General features: G+C 68.8%; 16 protein-coding genes. 7 read left to right on the top strand and 9 right to left on the bottom strand.

All coding sequences use genetic code 11. The features are described 5' to 3' along the window. Positions 1–72: 72 nt before the first annotated feature. Positions 73–564: a GAF domain-containing protein gene (locus BO221_RS22080; protein WP_073562819.1), complete on the bottom strand. Its 492-nt coding sequence runs from the start codon at positions 562–564 to the stop codon at positions 73–75. Between the two features lie 215 nt (positions 565–779). On the opposite strand from BO221_RS22080, the gene BO221_RS22075 reads away from it, so the two are divergent. After that, positions 780–3,236: a hypothetical protein gene (locus tag BO221_RS22075; protein WP_073562470.1), complete on the top strand. Its 2,457-nt coding sequence runs from the start codon at positions 780–782 to the stop codon at positions 3,234–3,236. A gap of 26 nt (positions 3,237–3,262) precedes the next feature. Here BO221_RS22075 and BO221_RS22070 read toward each other — a convergent pair whose 3' ends face one another. After that, positions 3,263–4,957, bottom strand: coding sequence for a serine/threonine-protein kinase (locus tag BO221_RS22070; RefSeq protein ID WP_233166206.1), 1,695 nt, complete (start codon positions 4,955–4,957; stop codon positions 3,263–3,265). 212 nt (positions 4,958–5,169) lie between these two features. Between BO221_RS22070 and BO221_RS22065 the strand changes: the two genes are divergently transcribed. Both BO221_RS22065 and BO221_RS22060 read left to right on the top strand, forming a co-directional pair. Beyond that, positions 5,170–7,131, top strand: coding sequence for an ABC-F family ATP-binding cassette domain-containing protein (locus BO221_RS22065; RefSeq protein ID WP_073562468.1), 1,962 nt, complete (start codon positions 5,170–5,172; stop codon positions 7,129–7,131). Positions 7,132–7,256: 125 nt separating this feature from the next. Further along, positions 7,257–7,574: a hypothetical protein gene (locus BO221_RS22060; protein WP_073562467.1), complete on the top strand. Its 318-nt coding sequence runs from the start codon at positions 7,257–7,259 to the stop codon at positions 7,572–7,574. A gap of 95 nt (positions 7,575–7,669) precedes the next feature. Here BO221_RS22060 and BO221_RS22055 read toward each other — a convergent pair whose 3' ends face one another. Continuing rightward, positions 7,670–9,010, bottom strand: coding sequence for a hypothetical protein (locus BO221_RS22055; protein ID WP_143195609.1), 1,341 nt, complete (start codon positions 9,008–9,010; stop codon positions 7,670–7,672). A 215-nt stretch (positions 9,011–9,225) separates the two neighbouring features. Further along, the gene (locus BO221_RS22050) at positions 9,226–10,080 is read right to left on the bottom strand and encodes a hypothetical protein (protein WP_233166205.1); all 855 of its coding nucleotides are present in this window, start codon (positions 10,078–10,080) and stop codon (positions 9,226–9,228) included. A gap of 155 nt (positions 10,081–10,235) precedes the next feature. On the opposite strand from BO221_RS22050, the gene BO221_RS22045 reads away from it, so the two are divergent. Then, positions 10,236–11,495, top strand: a complete 1,260-nt coding sequence (locus BO221_RS22045) for a dipeptidase (RefSeq protein WP_073562465.1) — start codon at positions 10,236–10,238, stop codon at positions 11,493–11,495. Between the two features lie 14 nt (positions 11,496–11,509). Here the strand turns inward: BO221_RS22045 and BO221_RS22040 are convergent, their stop codons facing one another. From BO221_RS22040 to BO221_RS22025, 4 genes are all read right to left on the bottom strand, one after another. After that, positions 11,510–13,633 carry a serine/threonine protein kinase gene (locus tag BO221_RS22040; RefSeq protein ID WP_073562464.1) on the bottom strand — a complete coding sequence of 708 codons (2,124 nt, stop codon included), beginning with the start codon at positions 13,631–13,633 and terminating at the stop codon, positions 11,510–11,512. Between the two features lie 18 nt (positions 13,634–13,651). Further along, positions 13,652–14,419, bottom strand: coding sequence for an RNA polymerase sigma factor (locus BO221_RS22035; RefSeq protein WP_083681264.1), 768 nt, complete (start codon positions 14,417–14,419; stop codon positions 13,652–13,654). A 102-nt stretch (positions 14,420–14,521) separates the two neighbouring features. Further along, on the bottom strand, positions 14,522–16,165 hold the full coding sequence (gene lnt / locus BO221_RS22030; protein ID WP_073562463.1) for an apolipoprotein N-acyltransferase: 1,644 nt from the start codon (positions 16,163–16,165) through the stop codon (positions 14,522–14,524). Next, positions 16,162–16,806: a hypothetical protein gene (locus tag BO221_RS22025; RefSeq protein ID WP_073562462.1), complete on the bottom strand. Its 645-nt coding sequence runs from the start codon at positions 16,804–16,806 to the stop codon at positions 16,162–16,164. The genes lnt and BO221_RS22025 overlap by 4 nt, the downstream gene beginning before the upstream one ends. 64 nt (positions 16,807–16,870) lie before the next feature. Here BO221_RS22025 and BO221_RS22020 point away from each other — a divergent pair, with 64 nt between their 5' ends. Both BO221_RS22020 and BO221_RS22015 read left to right on the top strand, forming a co-directional pair. Next, positions 16,871–17,761 carry a hypothetical protein gene (locus BO221_RS22020; protein ID WP_233166204.1) on the top strand — a complete coding sequence of 297 codons (891 nt, stop codon included), beginning with the start codon at positions 16,871–16,873 and terminating at the stop codon, positions 17,759–17,761. Positions 17,762–18,308: 547 nt separating this feature from the next. Then, complete coding sequence (locus BO221_RS22015; protein ID WP_073562460.1) at positions 18,309–18,848, top strand: hypothetical protein; 540 nt, start codon at positions 18,309–18,311, stop codon at positions 18,846–18,848. A 29-nt stretch (positions 18,849–18,877) separates the two neighbouring features. Here BO221_RS22015 and BO221_RS22010 read toward each other — a convergent pair whose 3' ends face one another. Continuing rightward, positions 18,878–21,130 (bottom strand): ATP-binding protein, encoded by a 2,253-nt coding sequence (locus BO221_RS22010; protein WP_073562459.1) that lies wholly within the window; start codon positions 21,128–21,130, stop codon positions 18,878–18,880. 102 nt (positions 21,131–21,232) lie between these two features. Between BO221_RS22010 and BO221_RS22005 the strand changes: the two genes are divergently transcribed. Next, on the top strand, positions 21,233–23,626 hold the full coding sequence (locus tag BO221_RS22005; RefSeq protein WP_073562458.1) for a transglycosylase SLT domain-containing protein: 2,394 nt from the start codon (positions 21,233–21,235) through the stop codon (positions 23,624–23,626). Positions 23,627–23,635 lie beyond the last annotated feature (9 nt).

The following is a 23,635-nucleotide window of genomic DNA, read 5'->3' as shown; positions in this document are numbered from 1 at the left end:
TCCCCTCGGGAGAGGGACGGGGTGAGGGTGCCCGGACCCCGGGTTCACCCCCTCGCCCCAGACCGCGCGCCCCTACTTCCGGCGCGAGAACCAGCCCATCAGCTCCTCGAGCGCACGGCGGTCCACGTCATCAAAAGTGGCCTTGTGCTCGGAGTCGATGTCGAGCACGGCAATCAACTCGCGGTTGGGCCCGAAAACAGGAACGACGATCTCCGAGGCCGAGCGCCCGTCACACGTGATGTGACCGGGGAAGGCGTGCACATCGGCGACGACGACGGTCTCGCCCTTGGCGGCGGAGGTACCGCAGACGCCCTTGCCGAAGCGGATCTCCAGGCACCCGAGGGTTCCCTGGTAGGGGCCGACGCGCAGCAGCTTGCCGGGCTCCACGACGCGGTAGAAGCCGGTCCACAGGTGGCCGAAGGCGTTGTGGATCAAGCAGCTCATGGTGGCCATGGCGGCCACGTCGTCGTTGATGCCCTCCAGGACGGCCTCGATGTGCGTCTTGAGCTCGGCGTAGGCCTCGGCCTTGGGCGTGCCGCGCAGATCCAGGGTGACTTCAGCCATGGTGTTGTAGTCCTCGAAACGGAGCCCGGCGGGGTGTCGCACCGGCGCGGGGCGCATCTTTAACCTGATCCGGATCCTGCCGCGATACCGGGGGCACATGGGGCCCGGAAAGTGGCATTCCCACCTACCGTGGAACGGGAGCGGAGGGGACCCTCCGGGCCGATGTTTCCTCGGAGCCGCGTCTCCAGCTTGCCGCCACCTGGATGGGAGGGGCCATGGGAATGTGGGGCGGGAGGCGGCTCGCGCGATGGCTGTGCGGGCTGGGAGCCGTCTGGGGGGCACTGCTGCTCGCCTGTGAGCCGGTGCCGGAGGAGGCCGCGGAGGGGGCGCTCGCGGAGACAGGGGCCACGCTGTCCTCGGGAGCGGGAGCCGTGTCCGCCGGGTTCCCGGTGAACCCGGCCGTGCTGCGGACGCTGGAGACGCTCGCTCAGGAGCGCCTCCCCGCCGGGCCCGCGGTGGCCTTCGATGGGGAGCAGTACCTCGTGGTCTGGTCCGATGCGCGCCGGGAGGTCCCCAATCTCTTCGGCGCGCGGGTGCGCAAGGACGGCACGCTGCTCGACCCGCTCGGCTTCATCATCGCGGAGCTCCTTCCGGAGAGCCGTGTGCTCATCCAGGGCGGCTCACCCGCGGTGGCCTTCGACGGCACGCGCTTCATCGTGCTCTGGCAGGGCCGGGAGGACAGCCGGGAGCTCTTCGCCACGCGAGTGACGCGGGATGGCCGTTCGCTCGACCCCGCGGGCATCCCCTTGCCGCCCATCCTCAGCGGTGTGGGCGTCACCCCGGACATCGCGTGCGACGGCCGCGGGACGTGCCTGGTGGTGCGCAAGGAGTTCTCCGAGGAGGACGAGCCTCCCCCCGGAGAGGACGAGGTGCTGGGCGGTGTGCTGCTGCGGGACGGCGCGGTGGTGGGGGACGCCTTCCGCATCGGCGGCCGGGACAGCCTTCCCCGCAACCAGGCGGTGGCGTGGTCCGGCCGCGAGTTCCTTGTCGTCTGGCAGGACCAGCGTTCCGGCGGCGGCGAGGACGACATCTTCGGCGCGCGCGTGACGCGGGAGGGCTCCGTGGTGGATCCGGACGGCTTTCCCATCTCCACCGCGCCCGGAGCACAGACGGCGCCAGACGTGGCGTGGACGGGCAGCCGGTTCCTCGTGGTGTGGGAGGACAGCCGTGCCGGCGAGCGCGACATCTTCGGCGCACGTGTGACGCGGGAGGGCACCGTGGTGGACCCGGACGGCTTCCCCATTTCCACCGCGCCCACGGAGCAGACCCAGGTTCGCATCGCCTCGGGGGGAGGGACCACGCTCGTCGTCTGGACGGATCTGCGCACCGGCCGTCCACGCATCCGTGGGGCGAGGGTGGAAGGAGACGACGTGCTCGACCCGTCTGGCTTCGCCGTCTCCACGGCCTTCTTCGCCCAGGACACGCCCGCGGTGGCCTTCGGGGGAGGACGCTTCCTCGTCACCTTCGCGGCGGCCCAGGACGCGGCGCGCCCGGGAGCGAAGACGGTGCTGGCCGTGCGCGTGGACGACGACGGGGACACGCTCGACTCTCCCGCGCTCCGCGTGCTGCGCGGGACACCCGCACAGCGGTTGCCCGCGGCGGCCTTCGGCGGCGGCAACTACCTGGTGGCCTGGCAGGACTTCCGCGACGACGAGGGGCCCCACATCCGCGTGACGCGCGTGCGGCCGGACGGCACCGTGCTCGACAAGAACGGCCTGCGTCTGCCGAGCGCTCCTGGCGCCGCGGGCCCGGTGGTGGCCTCGGATGGGCGTGACTTCCTCGTTGTCTGGCGGGAGCCGGGCGAGGCCGAGGGAGAGACCCTCATCCGCGCGGCGCGGGTAGGGGGCTCGGGGACGTTGCGCGACGCCACCGCCCTCGAGCTTGGGACCTCGACCGGACTCGAGCCGCGCCTGGCGGTGGCGTTCGGAGGAGGCCGCTACCTCGCGGTCTGGCCGGGCAGTGAGCCGGGTTCTCCTCCCTTCAGTCCCCAGCACATCCGCGGCGCGCGCGTGGCGAGGGACGGCACCGTGCTCGACCCGGGCGGCTTCCTCCTCTCGCCCTTCGGGCCAGGGGAGCAGACGACGCCCGCCGTGGCCTTCGTCGGAGGGCGCTTCCTCGTCGTCTACCGGGACTCCTTCACCACGTTTCCCTTCTTCATCAACCGCATCCTCGGCACGCGGGTGACGCTCGAGGGCATCGTGGTGGATCCGGAGGGTTTCCTCGTCGTGGAGCGGAGTGGCTTCGAGTTCTCTCCGGCCATCGCTTCGTCCGGGACGCAGGCGCTGGTGGTCTGGACCGACAGCACCTCCGTGGAAGTGGACCTCTTCGGCTCGCGAGTGACGGCGGACGCCACGGTGCTCGACCCGGATGGCTTCCCCATCTCGACGGCACCGGGGAACCAGCTCCTGCCCACGGTCACCTTCGACGGCCTGCGCTACCGGGTGGCCTGGGAGGACGACCACGAGCGCCGCCAGGACATCTTCGGCGCCCGGGTGCTCACGGACGGGACGGTGCTGGATCCGGAGGGCGAGCCCATCGCCACCGAGCCGCTCGACGAGGAACTCACACCCGCCCTCGCCTCGGACGGGAGGGGCGGCGTCGCGGTGTTCTACTCACGCTTCACGCGTGGCCCGCTGCTCAACTTCCGCGTGCGCGGGCGGTTCCTCGAATAGCGGCGAGCTGCCCGGGAACCCCCGGGCTACTCGAAGATGGGGACGGAGTCGTCCTTGTTGTCCCGGCTCTGCTTCGTGGGGCGTGAAGGACGGGAGGGCTCCGCCACCGGCTCGGCCTTCACGGGCTCCAGCGTGGCGCTCACGGTCTCCGCGTCCGCCACCACGCCATTGAAGTCCAGCTTGCGCTTCATGTCCTGGTGCCCCGCGAGCTGGAAGGTCAGCTCGTGCACCTCGTCCCGGCGCAGCCGGCGCTCCAGCGGGGCGGTGCCGATCTGCACATCCCCCGCGAAGACGGTGGCGCCTTCGGGTGTGGAGCTGATGCGCACCAGGATCATGGTGTCCACGGCGGGCGCTGCGGGCTTTGGCGCCGGCTTCATCTCGGCGACTCGATCCGGAGGAGGCTCGGCCGGAGTGGCGGGACGCAGCACCACGACCGCGGCTCCCGTGGCGATGAGCAGCAGCGGCAGCGCCACGAACGCGATCTTCCTGCCCATGGAGCCACGCGGCACATCTTCCGTGACCGAGTGGTTGGAGTGGGGCGCCGGAGCCGGAGCGGGAGCGGCGGCCTCGGGACGCGGAGGGCGCGGACGGGCGGCCGAGGCGGAGCCACTGCCTGCCCGGGCGGGGGCGGCGCTGGAGGGCTGGGAGCCGCGGGCCGCCGACGGAGCGGCACGGGCCGCGGAGGGCTGCGACCCCGCACGAGCCGCCGGAGCGCCGGGACGGGAACGCGACTGGCTCGGGGACGAGCGGCCCGGCTTCGACACACTGCGCTGACCCGGCTTGCTGCTGCTGCCGGCCCTGCTGCTCTTGCTGCTGCTGCCCGCCTCGGGGACGGAGTTGGTGGGGAGCGCGTCGAGCTCCGCGGGAGACAGGTCCGCCACCGCGTCCAGCATGGCGTCGATGAACTCCTGGGCGTTCTGGAAGCGGTCCTCCTTCTCGCGGGAAAGCGCCTTCGCGAAGAACTCCTCCAGGGCCTGGGGCACGGGAGCGCCCTGGCGCTTGGAGGCCACGGTGGGCGCAGACTGCGTCAGGGCGGCGGTGAGCGCCTTGCGCACCGTGTTGGCCCCATACGGCGAGGTGCCCGTGAGGCAGTAGTAGAGGACGCCGCCCATCGAGTAGAGGTCGGAGCGGTGATCCACGTGCTCGCCGCCGGCCTGCTCGGGAGGCATGTACTGGGGCGTGCCGAGCACCTGGCCGGTGGAGGTGAGCTGATGCTCGTCCTCCGCCTCGAGCGCCTTCACCAGGCCGAAGTCCAGCACCTTGACGAAGTCCCGCCGGTCGAGCTGCTGCACCATGATGTTGTGCGGCTTGATGTCGCGGTGGACGGCGCCCTGCTCGTGGGCGTGGGCGAGGCCGCGGCAGGCCTGCTCGATGACGTCCACGGCGCGGCGCAGGGTCATGGGGCCGTCGCGCTTGACGAGCTCGCGCAGGCTCTCGCCCTCGAGCAGCTCCATGACGTAGTAGCAGGTGCCGTCCGGGGCGCGACCGAAGTCGTAGATGGTGATGACGTTGGGGTGGCGCAGGCGGCTGGCGATCTCCGCCTCGCGCCGGAAGCGCTCGAAGAACTGGGGCGCGGCCGCCAGCGAGGGGTTGAGCGTCTTGACGGCCACCGGGCGCTGGACGGACGTCTGGGTGGCACTGAAGACCATGCCCATGCCTCCCTGGCCGAGCACGTCTTCAATCTTGTAGCGGCCATCGAGCACCTGGCCAATGAGGGCCATCTGGGAGGCGCTACACAGGTGGTCGGAGCCGTCGGTGCTACCGCAGTGCGGACAGGGAGAGGCCATCAGGGGGCCGAGTATAGACAGACCCGGGTATCGCCGGGCAGGGGTCCTGACGGGGGGCCGCCCCGGGTTTGGGGTGGGGGAGGGAGCGGGCGGGCACATCGGCCGTTCCCGGAAGGCGCCTGGGCTGTTACACCCCCGAACCCGCCATGAGCCTCGTCATCGCCCAGGACATCTGCCTCTCCTACGGGAAGAAGGTTCTCTTCGACAACGAAAGCTTCGCCCTCAGCCCCAAGGACCGCATCGGCCTGGTCGGGGCCAACGGAACGGGGAAGAGCTCGCTGATGAAGATCCTCGCCGGGGTCCAGAACCCGGACTCGGGGACACTCACCTACCGGCGCAAGGCGCGGATCGGCTACCTGCCCCAGGAGCTGGCGGGCCTGCCCGAGGGCTCGGTGGTGGACGCGGTGATGAGCACGGTGCCGGGCCGTGACGCCCTGGAGGCGCGCCTGAGGGAGACCGAGGAGGCGCTCGGCAAGGCGGCCAACGAGGAGGAGCAGCTCGAGCTGGCCCAGACGCTGGCGGACCTGCACACGGAGCTGGACCACTTCGAGGAGCACTACGGCCGACATCACGCCGAGCGCATCCTCAAGGGCCTGGGCTTCCGCGAGGCGGACCTGGCCAAGCCCACGGGGGCGCTGAGCGGTGGTTGGCGCATGCGCGCGGCGCTGGCGGGCCTGCTGCTCCAGGACCCGGACCTGCTGCTGATGGACGAGCCCACCAACCACCTGGACGTGCCGACGCTGGCGTGGTTCGACGGTTTCCTGAAGCGCTCGAACAAGGCGGTGGTGCTCATCTCGCACGACCGCGACTTCCTCAACCGGCAGGTGGACCGCATCCTCTCGCTGGAGATGGAGGGGCTGCGCTCGTACGTGGGCAACTACGACACGTACAAGCGGCAGCGCGCCGAGGAGATGGAGCAGCTCAAGGCGCAGTCCGAGCGCGTCGAGGCGCGCAAGGCGGAGCTGCAGGCCTTCATCGATCGCTTCGGTGCGAAGGCGACGAAGGCCCGGCAAGCACAGAGCCGCGCGAAGATGCTGGAGAAGATGGAAGACGTGCAGGTGCTTGAGGAGCGGGCCACCATGCGCTTCCGCTTCCCGGAGGTGGAGCGCTCGGGGCGTGACGTGGTGACGCTGGAGGGTATCCAGAAGCGCTACGGGGAGGCGGTGGTGTACTCGGGGCTGGACGCCCGGGTGGAGCGCGGGCAGCGCATCGCCGTGGTGGGCGCGAACGGCGCGGGCAAGACGACGCTGCTGAAGATCATCGCGGGCGAGCTGGTGCCGGATGGGGGCACGGTGAAGCTCGGGCACAACGTGGTGATGGGGTATTACGCGCAGCACCACGGCGACAAGCTGAACAAGCAGAACAGCATCATCGAAGAGGTGAGGCCGCTGGCGGCGGACAAGCCGGAGAGCTTCGTGCGCGGGGTGCTCGGCGCGTTCATGTTCTCGGGAGACGACGTGGACAAGCCGGTGGGCGTGCTGAGCGGTGGCGAGCGGGCGCGCGTGGCGCTGGCGAAGCTGCTGCTGGTGCCCTCGAACCTGCTGCTGATGGACGAGCCGACGAACCACCTGGACCTGGACTCGACGGAGATGCTGATCGAGGCGCTGAAGGGGTACGGGGGGACGCTGGTGTTCGTGTCGCACAACCGGAGCTTCGTGAACGGGCTGTCGACGCACGTCTGGGACGTGGTGGGCGGGAAGGTGGTGCCGCACCCGGGCAACCTGGACGACTACCTGTACCACCAGGAGCAGCAGCGGCTGGCGGCCGAGGCCGCGGGGCTGGGCGAGAAGGTGGCGGAGAAGGGGCCGGCGGCGGGGCTGACGGAGAAGGACCGCAAGCGGATGGAGGCCGAGGCGCGGCAGAAGCGCAGCGCGGTGGAGGGCCCCATCAAGAAGGAGATCGCGAAGCTGGAGGAGGCGATCTCCAAGCTGGAGGCGGCGCAGAAGGAGCGCGAGACGCAGCTGGCGGATCCGGTGCTCTACAACGACTTCGCGAAGGCGAAGCCGTTGATGGACACGCACCGCGAGGGCAAGTCGCAGCTGGAGCAGCTCTACGCGCAGTGGGAAGCGGCGCAGGAGAAGCTGGCCGAGGCCTCCGCGTCTCTCTGATGCATGACTCGCAGTGCGGATCGTTCTCGATCGCCCTCGTCATACGGATGGTTTCTGGTCGGATCTGGCGCGGTGGGTAATCTGCCGCGCCGCCAGCATATGGCTGGCAGAAAGGTCGCGACGCAATGAACTCCATCCGGAAGATGATGCCTGTGCTGTTCGCCACTCTCCTCTCGGTTTCCACGGTGGCCTGTGGGCCCGTTTCCAAGGACTCCGAGACCGCGAAGCAGGAGCCGACGAATCAGCAGCAGACCGAAACGAACCAGTCCGCCCTGGCGGGGCCGGACTGCGACAGTGTCTGCGAGTTGGAGTGTCCGGCCACTGGTCAGCGCTACCTCTACAACTCCGCATCCCTTTGCCCGGGTCTGGATGAGAACGAGGCGCTGGCGCGGTGCGAGGCCGAGTGCACGGTAAGCTGCGTGGGCCCGGTCTATTGCTCGTAGTGGGCCCTCACTCCTTCTCCTTCTAGCGGAGGCTGGCCCCGGCGCGAGGGCTCCCCAGGCCGCGTGGTGTTGAGGCTCAGGCCGCCCCAGCCAGGTTACTCCTCGAGGGGCCGCTTCGTCCCGGAACCGCTGATATCCGGTACGTTTTGGGCGAAGCCCTCGTTGACGAGCCTGTCCCGGAAGGAGTTGGAGATCACCTGGCCCTGGGTCTGTCCCGGGGTGGTGGTGGGGGTGTACGCGAACTGATGTTTGTCGTAGATGGGGCCATTCTTCGAGCCCCCGGGGGTCGTATCGTGGATGCGTGAGGTCTGGGCCGCATCCTGGGGATTGTATCCCCGGTTCTCATTGGGGTAGTTCGCGTTGAGCTTGGTGTTGAGATTGCCGGCGTAGCGATAGGCTCCAATCAGGTTGAGCCGGCTATCGGTGTTGTTCATGTCGAGCCGCTGCTGGAGCGCGGTGTTGTCCTTGCCGTGATTGAAGAGATCCCGCTGATAGGTGTTGTCCAGCAGGTGAGTCGAGTCGCGGTGGAACGCGCTCGAGGGATTCGCCGCGTCGTAATCGACCCGCTTCATCGTCGGAGGAGTCTGTCCCGGCGTTGGGCTCTGTCCCACGATGTCATCCGCCTTCTGACGGGTGCCATAGGTGAGGCTGTGCGACTTGTGGAGATGGTCATCCGGAATGGCGACGGTCACTCCCTGATCGTAGACCTGCTGGGCCGGCCCGCCGGCGTTTCGCCTCTTGAGGGACTCGCCCGAGGGGACGTGATCCCTGTTGGAATTGAAATCAGCCTTGGCGTCATTGACCCGGACCAATTCCGACCTGGGATTGTTCGGGTCCACCAGGAGATTCCTCTTGTAGGGGCCCACATCGCCGGGCAGCAGCGGGTTGTTCGTGCTGTTACGATCAGCTCGTGAGCGGTCCAGCAACTGATGGGTGTCCAGCTGCTGCTTGAGCGCGGCGTTGTTCTGGGGATCGATAGGGTTGCCCTTGTTTCCGGGCCGGGTCTTGTCGAACTCGTAGAACTGCTGCGTCTGCTTGTCGTAGGCGTAGTTCTTGCCGGTGAGCGGATCCGTCACCTTGTTGTTGCCGGTGCGCTTGCCCCCGTTCTTGAAAGCGACGAAATCGCCTCCGTCCATCGAGAAGTAGTCGTTCTTGTGCTGGAGGCGCGTCGCCGGGGTGTCCTGGCTGGCCAGATGAATCTTCTGCCGATCATCGATCCGCGCCTGGACTCGCGGCGGCGTCGCCGGTGCCGCCGTCCCGGGCGAGAAGGAGGAGGAACCGGGAGGGTTGTTGCTACCCGAGGGCGTGGGATCGGGTGATGACGTGCGCTGCCGCTTGGCCGGAGGGGGAATGTTCCGCGTCGAGTTCGACGGCGAGGAGGTGGTGGGGAGCTTGAAGCTACCGAAACCCAGCTTGGACGAACGACCCAGACCCATGGAGGTACCCCAATCGGGAAGTGAGGTGTGACTGCGATACCCGATTGGAGTGCTTGGTTCGTGCCATCGTGGCGGGTCGAGCCGCCATCGTGGGAACCCCTTGGGATTCAAGGGTTTGGGGGCTGGTGAGCACGCGAGAGCCGGTCGCGGGTCCGGGCTGGGAGTGGTGACTCCTGTCATCACCGGTGACGGCTGTCACCACCCCTGGAACTTCCCTACCGGTGATGCCCACCACCCCGGTGACCGCCGCCTCGGCCGCCGCGATGATCGCCCCGGTGGTGGTCACGGTCACGGTACGGGCTCGCATCGTGGTAGCGGGGCCCGTGACGACGGCCCCAGCCCCAGGGCCGGTTCCATTCGTGACCGCGCATCACCGGGTAGCGCCGCCAGGTGTGGAAGAAGTAGTTGGGGTGTCCCCACCGCACGGCGACCCTCGCGTGGCGGTACTCCGGAACGACGATCCGGACCGAGCCGCGCGGAGCCCAGCCACCGTCGATGAAGACCCACGAGTGGCCACGACGGGCCCATCTCGGCGTGACGAAGACCAGGCCCGGCTGGGGAGGCGAGACCCAGGTTCCATCCACCCAGACGTACTGGGTGCCGGACCAGTACCAGTAACCGGGGGCCCACGTGAGATTCGGGGCGGGCGGCGGCGGCCGGGCCTCCGCCTGGAGCTGGGGAGGCGCCTGGGTCGTCGCGACCTCCTCGCTGCTCACGTCGATGGGGATCTCCACGTCCGTCGTACCGGGCCTCGCCCAGCCACCGGAGATCCAGCGCCAGGCGTTTCCATCCTGTTGCCAGTAACCGTTGACGAACTGGTAGCCGGGCATCCGAGCGATCCAGGCGCCGGGCTTGAAGCGCCACTCGTCGCCATCCCAGTACCAGTGTCCGGAGGTCCACACCGAATCGGGGAAGGGCCGCTGCGTGGGCCTCTCCATGGGAAGCGCTGGAGGAGGGGAGGGAGCCAGGGGCTCCAGATCCACATCCTGTTCCTCGGTGTACCCGAACTCCGGAGCGGGGGCCGGGGCCGTCTGCGCATGGACGGCCGGAGCCGCAAGACCGAGAACCAAACAAACCAACCAACGAGGCGTCATGACGTCGTCTCTCCCTGACTGCCGCTTCATGTGGGTAGGACGTTTCCCTCCCCGATTTATTCACGGCCCTTGAGGGTCTGTACCCTGATGCCGATGACGCGCCCCTGCCAGTGCGCTAATCGGGTGGCCCCATGAGACCGACCACCGCGTTCCTCAGCCTATTCCTGCTCGCCGCCTCGTCCTGCACCCATGGCTCCAACCGCCAGGAGACTCCGGCGAGCCCCTCGTCCATGGACCCCGCCGAGCGCGGCCGCGTGCTCGCCCAGCGCGTCATCATCGCCGATGGCCACATCGACGTGCCGTACCGTCTCCACGAGAAGCTGGGCCCGGATGGCGAGCCCACCGAGGACATCTCGCAGCGCACCGCCGAGGGCGACTTCGACCATCCGCGCGCCGTGGAGGGCGGGTTCGACGTGGCCTTCATGTCCATCTACATCCCCGCTGACCTCCAGACGAAGCCCGGGGCCTCGAAGGCCCTCGCGGACTCGCTGGTCGACATGGTGGAGAAGATCGCCCGCCAGTCGCCCGGGAAGTTCGCCATGGCCCACTCGGTCGAGGAGGCCCGGCGCAACACCCAGGAGGGAAAGGTGTCCTTCGCGCTGGGCATCGAGAACGGCTCGGCCATCGAGGACTCGCTCCAGAACGTGACGCACTTCCACCAGCGCGGCGTGCGCTACATCACCCTCACGCACTCCCGGGACAACCAGATCAGCGATGCCTCCTTCAACACGGGCAAGCGCACCTGGAACGGCCTCAGCCCCTTCGGCAAGCAGGTGGTGGCCGAGATGAACCGCGTGGGCATCATGGTGGATGTCTCGCACCTCTCGGATGACGCCATCCGGCAGGCGGTGGAGTTGAGCCAGGTGCCCGTGATCGCCTCGCACTCCTCGTGCCGCCACTTCACGCCCGGCTTCGAGCGCAACATCAGCGACGAGCTCATCCGCGCCCTGGCCGCGAAGGGTGGGGTGGTGATGATCAACTTCGGTTCCGCCTTCCTGACCCAGGCCTTCAACGACTACGAGCGGCAGGTCCGCGATGCGGTGGAGACCTTTGGCAAGGCGCGCGGCCTGTCTCCGGGCGCCCCCGAGATCCGGACGTTCCTGGAGACCTACTGGCGCGAGCATCCCGCCCCGCTCGCCCGAGTGGAGGACGTGGCGGACCACATCGACCACGTGGTGAAGCTGGTGGGCATCGACCACGTGGGGCTCGGCTCCGACTTCGATGGCGTGGGCCCCACGCTCCCCACCGGGCTCAAGGACGTGTCGCAGTACCCGAACCTCTTCCGCGTCCTGCTCGAGCGCGGCTACAGCGAGGCGGACATCGAGAAGATCGCCTCGGGCAACGTCTTCCGCGTGTGGCAGAAGGTCGAGTCCCACGCCGCCGGCCGCTGAGTGCCCTCTGGGCCTCACGTCTCCCGGGATTCGCGCCACCGGACCGTCGCGCGCCAGGCCGACCACAACACCAGCCCGAGCAACGCTTCTCCGAGCAGGAAGGGCACGCCGCCCCACAGCACCAGGCGGCGGGCCAGCGTTCTGTCCATCTCGAAGGCCGCGTCGGCGGGCGTCTGCACGATGACGATGAACCCCGTGTAGCCCACTGGCGCGAAGGCCGCGAGCCAGGGTCCCTCCCGTGTCGCGAGTGGATCCCGGTGCTCGGCGAGCGTCACGGTGGGCCAGGGCTCGGGCATCCGGAGTTGCTCGCCCTCCTCGCTGGCCAGGGACCTCCGCACCTCGTCGAACTCACGGGCCAGGCCTCCATCCAGAGGGAGTGACTCTCCGTGCCCGAGCGCCTCGTGGAGCAGGATGATGTAGCCCCCTGGCGCCGGTTGCCCGGCCTCGCTCCGGTTCCTGTCCCGAGGCGCGACGAGCACAGCGGTCCGGTGGCGGGCCTCGTCCGGATCGCTCAGACGCAGGGAACCCAGGGTGGCGCCCGTGCCCACCATGCCCACGAGCACTCCCCGCCATTCTCCCTCCGCGCCGAGCAGCGGAATGGAGATGGCGAAGCGGTGGCGATCATCCGCCTCCGACAGGAACGCGCGTGAGATGTAGGGCTGGGCCCGTTGCGCGAGCGCGTTGCGTTTCGCGCCCTCGAAGTAGTCGCGCCACGCGAAGTTCTTGCCCAGGAAGTCCCGGGATGGCTCGGGCCAGCGGGCCAGGACCGTCCCCTGGGCGTCCACGATGAACCAACTGTCGAACGGAGACTCCCCACCCGGGAACTTCAGGCCGAGCCGTGGATCCTCGTGCGCCTCGTACATCTCCCGGCAGAAGCGCTGGAGGGCGGGAAGATCGTGGCGCAGGAGCGGCTCGCGCAACCCGGGCGAGCTGGCGGCCCGCTCGATGGCGTCGCTGTACTCCTCGAGCCTGAAGAGCACCGTGCCCGCGACCGTGCGGGCGGCGTAGATGTTGGTGCTCAGCTCCTCCCTGCGCCGATCTTCCACCTGTGCCCGCGCCACGGTGAGGGCTGCCCCCGCCATGACGAGCAGCAGCCAGGCGATGCTTCCCACCAGGCCCGCGGGGACCGGGTTCCGCCGGCACCACCGCCACACGCGCGCGGCCCTCCCCATGGGCCGGGCGAGGATGGGCTCGCCCCGGAGATGGCGCTCCAGCTCCTCGGCCAGCTCTTCCGCCGAGCCGTAGCGCCGCGCCGGGTCCTTCTCCAGGCACTTGAGGCACAGCGTCTCCAGGTCCCGATCGATGCCGGGCGCGAGCTGGTGGGGCGGCGTGGGCTCGGTCTCGAGGACCCGCCGGAGGACCTGGGTGGGCGTGTCCGCCGTGAAGGGAGGCTGGCCCGTGAGCAGCTCGTAGAGGATGGCGCCCAGGCCGTAGACGTCGGTGGCGGTGGTCAGGTTCCTGGAGCGTCCAGCGGCCTGCTCCGGTGACATGTAGCCCGGCGTGCCCACCACGATGCCGGAGCGGGTGTGGTCGGCCTCCTTCTCCAGGTGCCGGGCCACGCCGAAGTCCGCCACGTGCGGCCGTCCCCCCTCATCCAGGAGCACGTTCGCCGGCTTCAGATCGCGATGCAGGATGCCGCGCTGGTGTCCGTGGTGCACCGCCCGCGCGAGCACCGCGAGCACCTCGGCCACGCGCCGGCCATTGCCCCGGAACCGCTCCAGGTTCTCGGCGAGGTTCCCTCCCTCCACGTACTTCATCGTGAAGTAGGGGCAGCCATCGTGCTCGCCCACCTCGTAGATGGGGACGATGTTCGGATGATCCAGCCGGGCCGCGGCCTCGGTCTCGGCGCGGAAGCGGTGCAGCTCGGCCTCGCTGGCCAGCCCGCCCCCCACGAGCATCTTCAAGGCCACCACACGCTCCAGGCGCAGGTGCCGCGCGCGGTACACCCGGCCCATGCCTCCCCGGCCCAGGAGCTCGAGCAGCTCGTAGTCACCAAAGCGCGAGGGGAGGCCGGAAGCCGGGTGGAGCTCGGGCTCCTCGTCGAGCGCGCCGAGCAGCAGACAGCGGGGGCACAGGCCCGCCGCGCTCAGGTTCGAGCCACACTGGGGGCACACGGGCGTGGGCGCGGGGGTCGTCATGTGCTTCGGGCCGCGGTGCTATTCCAGGGAGACCAGCAGCAGGCGGATCTCATCCTCGATGTCCTCGGGGCGCTCGACCGTCTGGGCGATCTCCTCCCGGAGCAGCTCCCGATACCGGCCACGCAGCCGGTGGGCCGCCACCTTCACCGCGCCCTCGCTCATGCCCAGGGCCTCGCCCACCTCCGTATAGCGGAGCTGTCCCGCGTCTCCCGTCAGGGTGCCGCGCAGCTTCTCGAAGAGCGGCTGCCTGCCGAGCCGGGCGCACTCCTGCTCCAGCGTGGACAGCACGTGCTCCAGCAACGTCAGGGCCCAGCGGCGCTCGTAGAGCTTCTCGGGCGTCAGATCGTGCGAGGGCTCGTGCTGGTAGAGGCCCTCGGCGGTCTCGGCGTCGATGGACAGGGGCGTCAGGCCGCCGCCGCGCTTCTGGGCTCGCTCCTTGTCCCACTCGTTGATGAGGTAGTGCTTGAGCGAGGCGAGCAGCCACGTGCGGAACCGGCCGCGCTGGCGATCCACGCCGGCGAGATCGTTCTTCTCCAGCAGCCGCGTGAAGAAGCCCTGGACGAGATCACACGCGTCCTCGGGCCCGCGGCCCTGGCGCCGGGTGAAGGCATAGAGCGGGTACCAGTAGAGCCTGCACAGCGTGGACAGGGCCTCGTGCGCCTCGGACGGGGTGCCCTGGCCCGCGGCGAGGACCAGACTCCAGCGCGTCGTCGAGAACTTCCTGGGGCCGGCCCGAGGGAGTCCCTCGAGTGCATCCTCACCGGTGTCTCGCGTGGGTGCTGACATGGGCTCCCCTGATGGATTCGTGGCGGGAGCCTAGCCTAGGGCCGGGCCTGCTCGGGTGACGAATCGAGGACGGGCGCCGGGGTTACGCCTTGAACAACCGGCCTACGCGGCCTGCCGTGCCTTGCGCCGCGCCAGGAGCGAGGGCGCGAGGAGCAGCACCATGCTCAGCACCAGGGCGGTGGGACCCAGCCAGTCCCCCCAGGCCACCATCAACGTGGACACGCGGGGAGTGAGGGGCACAGTCACGGCCAGACTCGCGCGGTGATCATCCGGCACTTCGGCGAGCACCTCGCCCGTGGAACTGATGAGGGCGGAGATGCCCGAGTTGGTGACGCGCACCTGCGGCAACCGCGTCTCGATGCTGCGAAACGCCGCGTGCATCAGATGCAGCTTCGGCGCGGGCGTACCGGAGAACCACGAGTCATTGGACAGCGTGATGATGAGCTCGGCCCCCCGGCGCGCCTCCTCGGCGACGTAGCTGGGGAAGATGGACTCGTAGCAGATGAGGGGGGCCACGGTGATCGCCCGGCCTCCGCCGAGCTGGAGTGCCATCGTCTGGGGACCGGGCCCTCGCTTCCAGTAGCCCGTCCAGGGCAGCCGCTCGCGCAGCCACTGCGAGTCGATCAGCTCGGGGACCCACTCCGTCAGCGGGAAGAGCATCGTCTTGCGGTAGGCCGAGCGCTCCAGCGTTCCGTTTCGCCCCGGGCCCAGGAACATGGCGGCGTTGTACTCGCGCTCCTGCTCCAGGTCGTACGTGCCGAAGAGCAGGGGCACCTCGGCGCGCGAGACGAACTCGCGGATCTCCGCGTCGAACTCGGCGCCCGCGTCGCTCTTGGGTGTGCCGAAGGTCGTCGGGTACACCGTCTCGGGCCAGATGAGCAGATCCAGCTTCCGGTTCTGGAGCAGCTCGGCCGAGAGCCGGTAGTGCGTGTCGAGGATCATCCGCACCACGTCGTACGTGCCCATCTCCGCCGCGAGCTTCTCGTACTTCGTGATGTTGGCCTGGACGACACCGGCAGTGAGCTGCTGCGCGGGGGACTCGAGCGCGGCCACCTGCCGGTAGCGGAACTGGCCGTACCCGAAGCAGGCCAGCACGAGCGCCGCCCCCATGGCCACCGGAGCCAATGCGCGCCGCGAGCCCTCACGTACACCGTGGGCCACGAAGACCCTGCCAGCCTCGAGCACGCACGTGTTGACGATGACGAGCACGAGCGTGAGCCCATGCGCCCCGGCGATGTCGGCGCCCTGGCGCAGGGACTCGGAGGCGATGAAGCCCTGCCCGAGGGTCTCGGCGAAGAGCTTGGGGCTCACCCACTCGGTGCCCACGTACACGAGCGCGCCCGTGAGCGTGACGCGCCAGAAGGCCCGGGGGTCCTCCCGGGTGGTGCGCCGCAGGTGATAGCGGGTGAGCGCGAAGGTGATGAACTGCAGCTCCATGAAGGGCGCCAGTGCCAGCAGGGCGAGCCAGCACAGCGCCAGGGGCGCTCCGGAGTAGCTCTGAAGGGCTCCGGGGAACCATCCGAAGATGGCGGCCGTGAAGACCAGCCCCATCACCACGCCCGAGAGCACGGCCTCGCGCCGGCTGTCGACGCGGTCCAGCACCAGCAACCAGGGCACGAGACACACCCAGGTCACCGCCACCCAGCGGGCCTCCAGGCTTCCGAAGAGCCACACGAGGCCCGCGGTGCCCGCCGCGCCGAGCAGCTGGAGCGCCAGGCGCTTCGCGCGGACCGCCAGCGTGCTCATGGAATGGGCTCCACTCCCTCTGGCCCTTCGGGCAGCTCCAGGATTTCGATGGGCATGCCCGAGGGCGCCAGCTCGGGCGGGACGACCCGGTTGGAGGGCAGCTCGACCGGCTCTCCCTTCGAGTCCACCGGCTTGTAGTCCGGATGGAACATGAGGATCGGCTTGATGCCCTCTCCGTTGTCCGTGGACTGGTAGTGGCGCACGTAGCCGGGAGGCAGCTCGAAGTTCTCGGGGACGATGATGCCCTGTTTGAGGGGGCTGGTACCCTGGCGGTACAGGTTGATGCCCTCCGCGGGTCCTGCGGGCGCCGCGTCCTGTGGCACGGGCTCCTCCTGGGGGGCGGGCTCGGAGGACGGCTGGGCCGGGAGGTTCTGGGGCCGCGGGGTGGTTTTCGGTGCGGAACGGGACGGAGTGGGGGAGGGCGCGGGTGTTCCCTGCGCGAGCCTCACGGGTTCGGTCTCGGGAGTGGCGGGCACGGGAGCCGGCGAGGACACGAGCCAGGCACTCAAGAGCAGACACACGACGGTGAAGCCGAGCCCCAGCCCGACGATCCACATGCCGCTGCTGGTGCGCTTGCGCTGGATGCGGGTCACGCCGTCGCTGTCGACGTGCCGCTCGTACTCGGGATGCTGCGAACCCATTCTCGCCCCTGTTCTCCGGGACTCGTATGCTACGGGCCCCCTGCCGCCCGGGCAATCGTTCCCCATGAGCCCCATGCCAGCCGCCGATGCTCCCGTAGTGCCTTCCGCCCACGGCCAGCCCGTGGCCCCGCGCTTCCAGGTCCACGCCTACCCGCTCGCCCTGCGTCTCGTCAGCTCCCTGCTCCAGGTGCTGATGAGGGCCGATCTCCTCTGCGCCTCGGCGCTCGTCGTGGCCGGCACCTTCACGGGGGCGATGAACCCCAAGCCGCCGGCCCTGGCGGGTTGGCTCGTGTTGATCGCGCTGGGCCTGTTTGGCCTCAACTGGCTCATCCGCTGGCTCTCCGCCGCGACCTTCTCCATCGAGCCCTCACAGTTCGTGTTGGAGCGCCGAGGCGATCGGTTCGAGATTCCCGTCGCGTCGGTGGAGTCCGCCCGGGTCTGGCGGTTGCCGTTGCCGGGGGCGGGACTGTCGCTGCGGATGAAGTCGGGGCGAGGCTTCCAGTACGAGTTGCAGGTGGCGGATCCACTGCCGGTGTTGGATACGATGGGGAAGGAGGCGGATCACCCCCTCACGGCCTTCGCGCACGCCCGGGCCACGGTCATGCGCCAGCGCTGGTACTACCTGGCGCTCAAGTTCGTGCTGTTCCCGCTGGTGCCTGGCATCATCATGTTCCAGCTCAACCAGCGCATCACCTTCGGTGGGCCGTTCGCACAGTACCGCATGTACGGGCTGTGGCCGTACCTGCAGAGCTTCTTCACATACTGGGCCTACTTCACCGCGTTGCTGGTGCTGTTCGCGAGCATCTGGCGCGTCCTGGCCGAGCTGGTGGCCTTCGCGGGGGCGTGGTTCTCCCCGCGGCAGGCGGGGGGCGTGCGGCGGTTTGTGGAGGTCGCCAACACGGTGCTCTACTACGGAGGCTTCTGCTCGCTCGTGGCGTGGAAGTTCCTCCAGTAGAGCGTCTGTCGAGCACGGAGCCGGGGCATTGGCGTCCAAGTCGGGTGTTGGACGTTGGGCTGCGTGGGCTGCGCATTCGAGAAAGAAGTTGGTGCTTGGATGAAGGAATGCACTCCTTCGTCTGGCTGTCTCTGACGTGCTTCTGTCTCGTGGGCTGTGTTGGCGTCGGTCCGCGGCAGTTGCATCAGTCCGTGGGACCCGGACCTGGTCCAGACTGTGCGAGCACGCTGGATTGTGCGTGCAAGAATGGATCGGCAGCAGCCTGTGAACAATTGGGGATGGCGCCCAAGGCGCCCAGACCTAAAGGCCCCGGACCGGTCATGCCGCCCGGTACGGGCGAGGAACTCGTCAAGGGTGAAACGGTTGACCCGGAGCGGGGTACCAAGGATCGATGCGAAGACTATTACGTCAGGTGTACCGAGGCTGGCGGCGGCAGCATGAGTGGTCATGCTGCGGGCTATAGCCGCTGTGCTTCGTGTCTGGCCTACTGCACATCCAATGGTTTCTGGCCAGAAGCGATCTACACGTGGAATGGAGTACGCCTGCCATGTCCAGGCATCTGACCAAGGTAGAGGAGGAGGGGTTGGGGCGGTTCGCCCAGAAATGGGATCGCTTCTACCTGTCGCTTCTGCGCGCGCCCATCGCCGAGAAGATTCCGGCAATCAAACGGTTCGAAAAGCGATCTCTGAAGGAGATGCGTACCGCGACCGGCAAAAGACAAGTGCAGAGGCGGATCACCAAGACCCTGCTCATGGAGACGCGTTCCGGTCCTTGGAGAAGGTTTTCGCCGTATTTGCGGCGGATGGAACGGCTCGGCTTCTCCTCAATGGACGATCGCTTGTTGGTCTGTGGCTGGGCGGCGCAGGCAGCCAGAGGGTCTCAAGTGGGGTTGCGCAGGACGGCCGCGCTCATCGCTGACTTCGAGCGGCGGGCTCGCATCAAGCCGCCGCATCCTGCGGCGCGGGAGCAGATCGAGTTCTCGCTTGAGCGGGCCAAGAGTCTCATCGGTCTTGGCTCCGAACAGGCCCCGGAAGAACCCAAACGCCGCAAGAAGCCCAAGGCTCGTGGCCGACGCTCAGTCGAGTAGCTGGCGCCCCGGTCTTCTCGAATGCTCCCTCAGCCCGTGCGGCGCTTCTTGTCGCGCTTCGGCTTGCGCTCGGGTTTGGGCGGCGGCGTGCTGCTGTCCGGGAGGCCGCCATCTGATGCCTTCCCCTCGGTGGGTTTCGTGGTGGGGAAGGGCGTTCCGTCCATGAGGATCGGATCCGGAATCGGAACCGGTTCGGACGGGGGCGCGGGCATGCGGATGATGAACGTGGCCCCCTCGTCCGGCTTGCTCTGCACCGACAGCGTTCCACCGTGGTTCTTCACGATGCGCTGGCAGATGGCCAGTCCCAGTCCCGTGCCCTTCTGCTTCGTCGTGTAGAAGGGCACGAAGATGTGCTGCTGCTGATCCTGCGGAATCCCCGGGCCCGTGTCCGTCACGTGCAGTTCCACGAACGAATCCCCGGTCGGGCGGAAGTCCGTGAAGCGATCCGGCCTCACCGTCTTCACCGTGATGATGCCCCCGGTGTCGGCCATCGCCTGCATCGCGTTCTGCACCAGGTTGATCAGCACCTGCTTGAGCTGCTCCGCGTCCGCCTCCACCCTCGGCATGGACTCTTCCTGCTCCACCTTGAGCTCGATGCCCGGCGGCATCTCGTTCTGGATGAGCCGCACCGTCCGCGTCACCACCTCGTTCAGATCCGTGGGCCCGAAGGTCTGCTTCAGCGGCCTCGCGTAGTCGAGGAACGCCGACACCACCCCGTTCAGGCGGTTCACCTCCTCGACGATCACCTCCAGGAACTCGCCTTCCTCCCCTGGCAGCCGCTTCGGATCCAGGCACTGCGCCGCGCCCTTGATGGCGCCCAGCGGATTGCGGATCTCATGCGCCAGACCCGCCGCCATCTCACCCAGCGCCGCCAGGCGATCTCGCTCGCGGATCTTCTCGTACAGCTTCGAGTTCTCCAGTGCCGTCGCCAGCCGCTCGGCCACCTCCAGGATGAGGGCGATCTCGTCCGAGGCGTACGCCTCAGGCACCCGCTCGTCCCACAGGTTCAGGAAGCCGATGACGCGGTCATTGCCCAGCAGCGGCACCGTGATGCCGCCCTTCATCTGCAACAGCGCCGCCCGCGTGTCGTTGAGCCGCTTGAGCTCGTCCCGGAAGCGCTTGCCCTCCACCGCCTGCTGCCGCAGCACCGCGATGCGCCGCTCCACGTTCTCCAGCAGCACCGCCTTCTGTCCTGACGCCACCGCGAACAGCACGCCCCTCGCCGCGCCCGTGTCCAGGAAGCTCACCGGCGCCGGTCCCCGGGCGTCCAGCAGCCGGTAGCCCGGCCTGTCCTCCGCCAACAGGTACAGCGAGGCATGAGTAATGCGCCCCGACTCGTGCAGCGCGTCCAGCACCATCCGCGCCAGCTCGGAGATTTCAATGACGCCCGCCATCCTCGCCCGCGCGTTGCCCAGCACCCGCAGCAGCTCGAAGCGCTCGCGGAAGAAGATGGCCACCACCTGCTCCTCCACCTTCACCCTCAGGGGCTCCAGGAGGATGAGCACCACGAAGGCCGCCACCACCGTGTTGAACACGAAGAGCGAGGTGTTGTTCTGGTCCACCCACACCGTCAGCACGGTGAACACCGCGGCCAGGATGGTGGCCAGCACCGTCTGCGAGGCGATCTTCCCCAGCAGCTCGTGCAGGTCCATCAGCCGCAGCCGCAGCAGCGTCTGGGCCAGGAAGAACAGATAGAGCGTGGTGAAGACCGGCCCCAGGGTGGGGAAGGGCAGGCCGTAGCGCTCGAGCAGATCCAACGCCGTGAAGAGGATGGACGCCCCCGCGCCGATGGCCAGGTACGTCTGGCGCAACCGCTCGATGCGCGACTCGGTGGTGCTGACTCGTCGGAGCAGCAACGACACCGAGCCCAGCAGTGCACCGAGCACCCAGGCGCCCATGGCCAGCTTCGCCCACCCATTGTGGGCCAGGGGCGACACCGCCACGCCCAGGCCGAACACGGCGGAGAGCACGGCGAGCCGCCTGCCGAGCAGATGTGTTCCCTTGCTGACCCCCAGGAATTCGAGGAAGAAGGCAACGGCCGCGCCAGGAATCAGCGAAGCCAGTAGAATGGTGGCACCCACCGCCACCCTCGACACCCAGGGGTACTCGGCGCGTGAGAAGAGGCTGTGGAAGAAGCTGGAGAGGTAGTACCCGCCTACTGTCAACGCGAAGACGGAGTAGAGCGTGAGCACCCGTGGACGTCCCGCCCTCAACAACATGGAAACGCCCAGCGCCAACCCGATGATGGATGCGAGGAGTGCGCTCTGTGTCCGGATGTCCATGCGTGGTGCGCAGTCTAACCTCCGTTCGTTCGCGGAAATTTTTTCCCTGCTTCCAGTTGTCTCCGTGGCTGCCCAGGCCCATCACCTGAGGGCCCATCCCGTATGAAAGCCTTCGTTCCCCTGCTTGCCGCCGCCGCCGCGGCCACCTCCCTGGCCTTCGCCCAGGCGCCCCTCACCGAGGAGCCCTCGGCGGCTCCCCAGGCGCTCACGGGCCAGGCCCCGTCCGAGGCCCAGCTCTCCCCACCTCCGGATGCCGAGAAGGTCCTCGTGCCTCCCGGGTATGTGGAGGTGCTCAACCCGGCCTTCCCGGATCCCCCTCCGCCCGCGCCCGTCGCGCCGAAGATCTTCAAGGGCCGCGCCTACAACCTGGACGACCTGGCGCCCTACTTCGCCAAGGGCAAGCTCCTGGAGGCCAAGCAGGCCTTCGACAAGGGCTTCTACGTCCGCGCCCGAGAGCTGCTGGAGAAGGAGGGCAACGCGCTGCCCGTGCGCTACCTGCGCGCCCTGAGCGCGGTGCGCGCCGGGGACGACAAGCGCGCCGCCGAGGAGATGTCCGCCCTCGCCAAGGACTACCCCGCGCTGGCCGATCGCTGCCTCACCCATGCCGGCGTGGCGCTCGAGTCGCTCGGGCGCTTCGCGGATGCCGCCGTGCTGCTCGCCCAGGTGCCCGAGAGCTCCCGGCTGTACGCCGATGCCCGTCTGGCGCTCGGCCGCGTCCTGCGCAAGGCCAAGGACTCCGAGGCCGCGTTCGCCGCGCTCGCGCCCCTGTCTTCCCGCACCTCGCCGTCCTGGGGCCGCAACGTCGCCGCCGAGGCCCTCATGGCCAGTGCCGACATCGCCGCCGAGAAGAAGGACAAGACGCGCGAGCGTGAGTTCCTCTGGCGCCTGTGGGCCAACCATCCCCTGTCGGCCCTGGCCCAGCAGGCCGAGAAGCGTCTCAAGGGGCAGCAGGCGCCCGTCGAGATGAAGGTGGCGCGCGCCGAGCAGCTCATCGAGCTGCACCGCAACAAGCAGGGCCTGGACGTGCTCGAGCCGCTGCTGCCCAAGCTCAAGCTGCCGGACGCGCTCGCCTGCCGTGCGCACTTCGCCTTCGGCAAGGGCCTGCGCAAGGAGCGCCAGCACAGCCGCGCCATCGCCACGCTCACCCCCGTGGTGGACAAGTGCCAGGAGCGCGATCTGCTGCCGCGCGCCATGTACGTGCTCGGCTCGTCGCGCTCCATCGTGGACCAGGTGCAGGGCCCGCAGACGTACGAGCGGCTCGCCCGCGACTACCCGGACCACTCCTTCGCCGACGACGCGCTCTTCTACGCCGCGGATCTCTACGTGAAGACGGGCCGCCTGGAGCTGGCCTCGCAGCGGCTCAAGGAGCTGGTGAAGCTCTACCCCCAGGGTGACTTCCTCGGCGAGGCGCTCTTCAAGGATTTCTGGATCTCCCGCACGCTGAAGGCCGCGGACGGTGGGGTCCCCATGCTCCTGGAGATCGAGAAGCGTTTCGCCGACGCGGACGAGACGTACGATCTGGAGCGTGCGCAGTACTGGCGGGCGCGCACCCTGCAAGACAAGGGCGACAAGAAGGCCGCGGCGGATCTCTTCGAGACGCTCGCCGTGGAGCACCCGGCCACCTATTACGGACTGATGGCCCGCACGATGCTCGCCGAGCTGGAGCCGGCGCGCATGGAGCGCGTGGCGCCGCAGATCGACTTCACCCAGCAGGAGCGCCGTGGCCCGTGGCCCCTGCACGCGGGGGCGATGGAGAAGGATCCACACTTCACCGCCGCCGTGGAGCTGATGCGCCTGGGCTTCCCCGAGGCCGTCTCCTCGGAGCTGCTCGCCGTCAACCGCACGAACCTGCCGTCGGAGAATGTCCGGCTGCTGGTGCAGCTCCTGTCCCTGTCCGGGGACGAGCGGGGCGCGCATGCGGTGGCCCGCGTGGCGCTGCGCCGCGATCTGAGCGGCCGCATCACCCCGGAGACGCGGCCGGTGTGGGAGGTGGCCTATCCCAACGCCTTCCGCCCGCTCATCGAGAAGCACACCGCCGCGGCCGGCGTGGAGCCGGATCTGCTCCAGGCGCTGATGCGCGAGGAGAGCGCGTTGGATCCGAAGGCACTGTCCTGGGCGGGCGCGCTGGGCCTCACCCAGCTCATGCCCTCCACGGCGCAGGCGGTGGCGCGTCAGCTCAAGCTCAAGAAGGTGACGAACCAGTCGCTCCTGGAGCCGGAGCTCAACATCCGGCTGGGTGCGCACTACCTGGGCTCGCTCATCAAGCGCTTCTCCGGGCACACCCCGTACGCGGTGGGCAGCTACAACGCCGGTCCCAACGCCATCAACCGGTGGCGCGAGGATCGTCCGGGCGTGCCGCTGGACGCGTGGGTGGAGGAAGTGCCCATCGCGGAGACGCGGGGTTACATCAAGCGGGTGCTGCGCTCCTACAACACCTACCAGCTGCTCTACGGGCGGCCGGCCAAGGTGACGGGAGTGCAAGCGGCCAGCCGGTAGTGTGAACCC

Source organism: Archangium sp. Cb G35 (assembly GCF_001896145.1).
In the GTDB taxonomy this organism is placed as follows: Bacteria; Myxococcota; Myxococcia; order Myxococcales; family Myxococcaceae; genus Archangium; species Archangium violaceum.
This window is presented reverse-complemented; position numbering and strand designations above follow the sequence as displayed.

Bases quoted from the DNA above. Each gene is read 5' to 3' on its own strand.
- BO221_RS22075 (WP_073562470.1), top strand. From the start codon at position 780: ATGGGAATGTGGGGCGGGAGGCGGCTCGCGCGATGGCTGTGCGGGCTG.
- BO221_RS22005 (WP_073562458.1), top strand. From the start codon at position 21,233: ATGAAAGCCTTCGTTCCCCTGCTTGCCGCCGCCGCCGCGGCCACCTCC.
- BO221_RS22065 (WP_073562468.1), top strand. From the start codon at position 5,170: ATGAGCCTCGTCATCGCCCAGGACATCTGCCTCTCCTACGGGAAGAAG.
- BO221_RS22010 (WP_073562459.1), bottom strand. From the start codon at position 21,130: ATGGACATCCGGACACAGAGCGCACTCCTCGCATCCATCATCGGGTTG.
- BO221_RS22020 (WP_233166204.1), top strand. From the start codon at position 16,871: ATGAGCCCCATGCCAGCCGCCGATGCTCCCGTAGTGCCTTCCGCCCAC.
- lnt (WP_073562463.1), bottom strand. From the start codon at position 16,165: ATGAGCACGCTGGCGGTCCGCGCGAAGCGCCTGGCGCTCCAGCTGCTC.
- BO221_RS22045 (WP_073562465.1), top strand. From the start codon at position 10,236: ATGAGACCGACCACCGCGTTCCTCAGCCTATTCCTGCTCGCCGCCTCG.
- BO221_RS22015 (WP_073562460.1), top strand. From the start codon at position 18,309: ATGTCCAGGCATCTGACCAAGGTAGAGGAGGAGGGGTTGGGGCGGTTC.
- BO221_RS22040 (WP_073562464.1), bottom strand. From the start codon at position 13,633: ATGACGACCCCCGCGCCCACGCCCGTGTGCCCCCAGTGTGGCTCGAAC.
- BO221_RS22080 (WP_073562819.1), bottom strand. From the start codon at position 564: ATGGCTGAAGTCACCCTGGATCTGCGCGGCACGCCCAAGGCCGAGGCC.
- BO221_RS22035 (WP_083681264.1), bottom strand. From the start codon at position 14,419: ATGTCAGCACCCACGCGAGACACCGGTGAGGATGCACTCGAGGGACTC.
- BO221_RS22070 (WP_233166206.1), bottom strand. From the start codon at position 4,957: ATGGCCCTCATTGGCCAGGTGCTCGATGGCCGCTACAAGATTGAAGAC.
- BO221_RS22055 (WP_143195609.1), bottom strand. From the start codon at position 9,010: ATGGGTCTGGGTCGTTCGTCCAAGCTGGGTTTCGGTAGCTTCAAGCTC.
- BO221_RS22025 (WP_073562462.1), bottom strand. From the start codon at position 16,806: ATGGGTTCGCAGCATCCCGAGTACGAGCGGCACGTCGACAGCGACGGC.
- BO221_RS22060 (WP_073562467.1), top strand. From the start codon at position 7,257: ATGAACTCCATCCGGAAGATGATGCCTGTGCTGTTCGCCACTCTCCTC.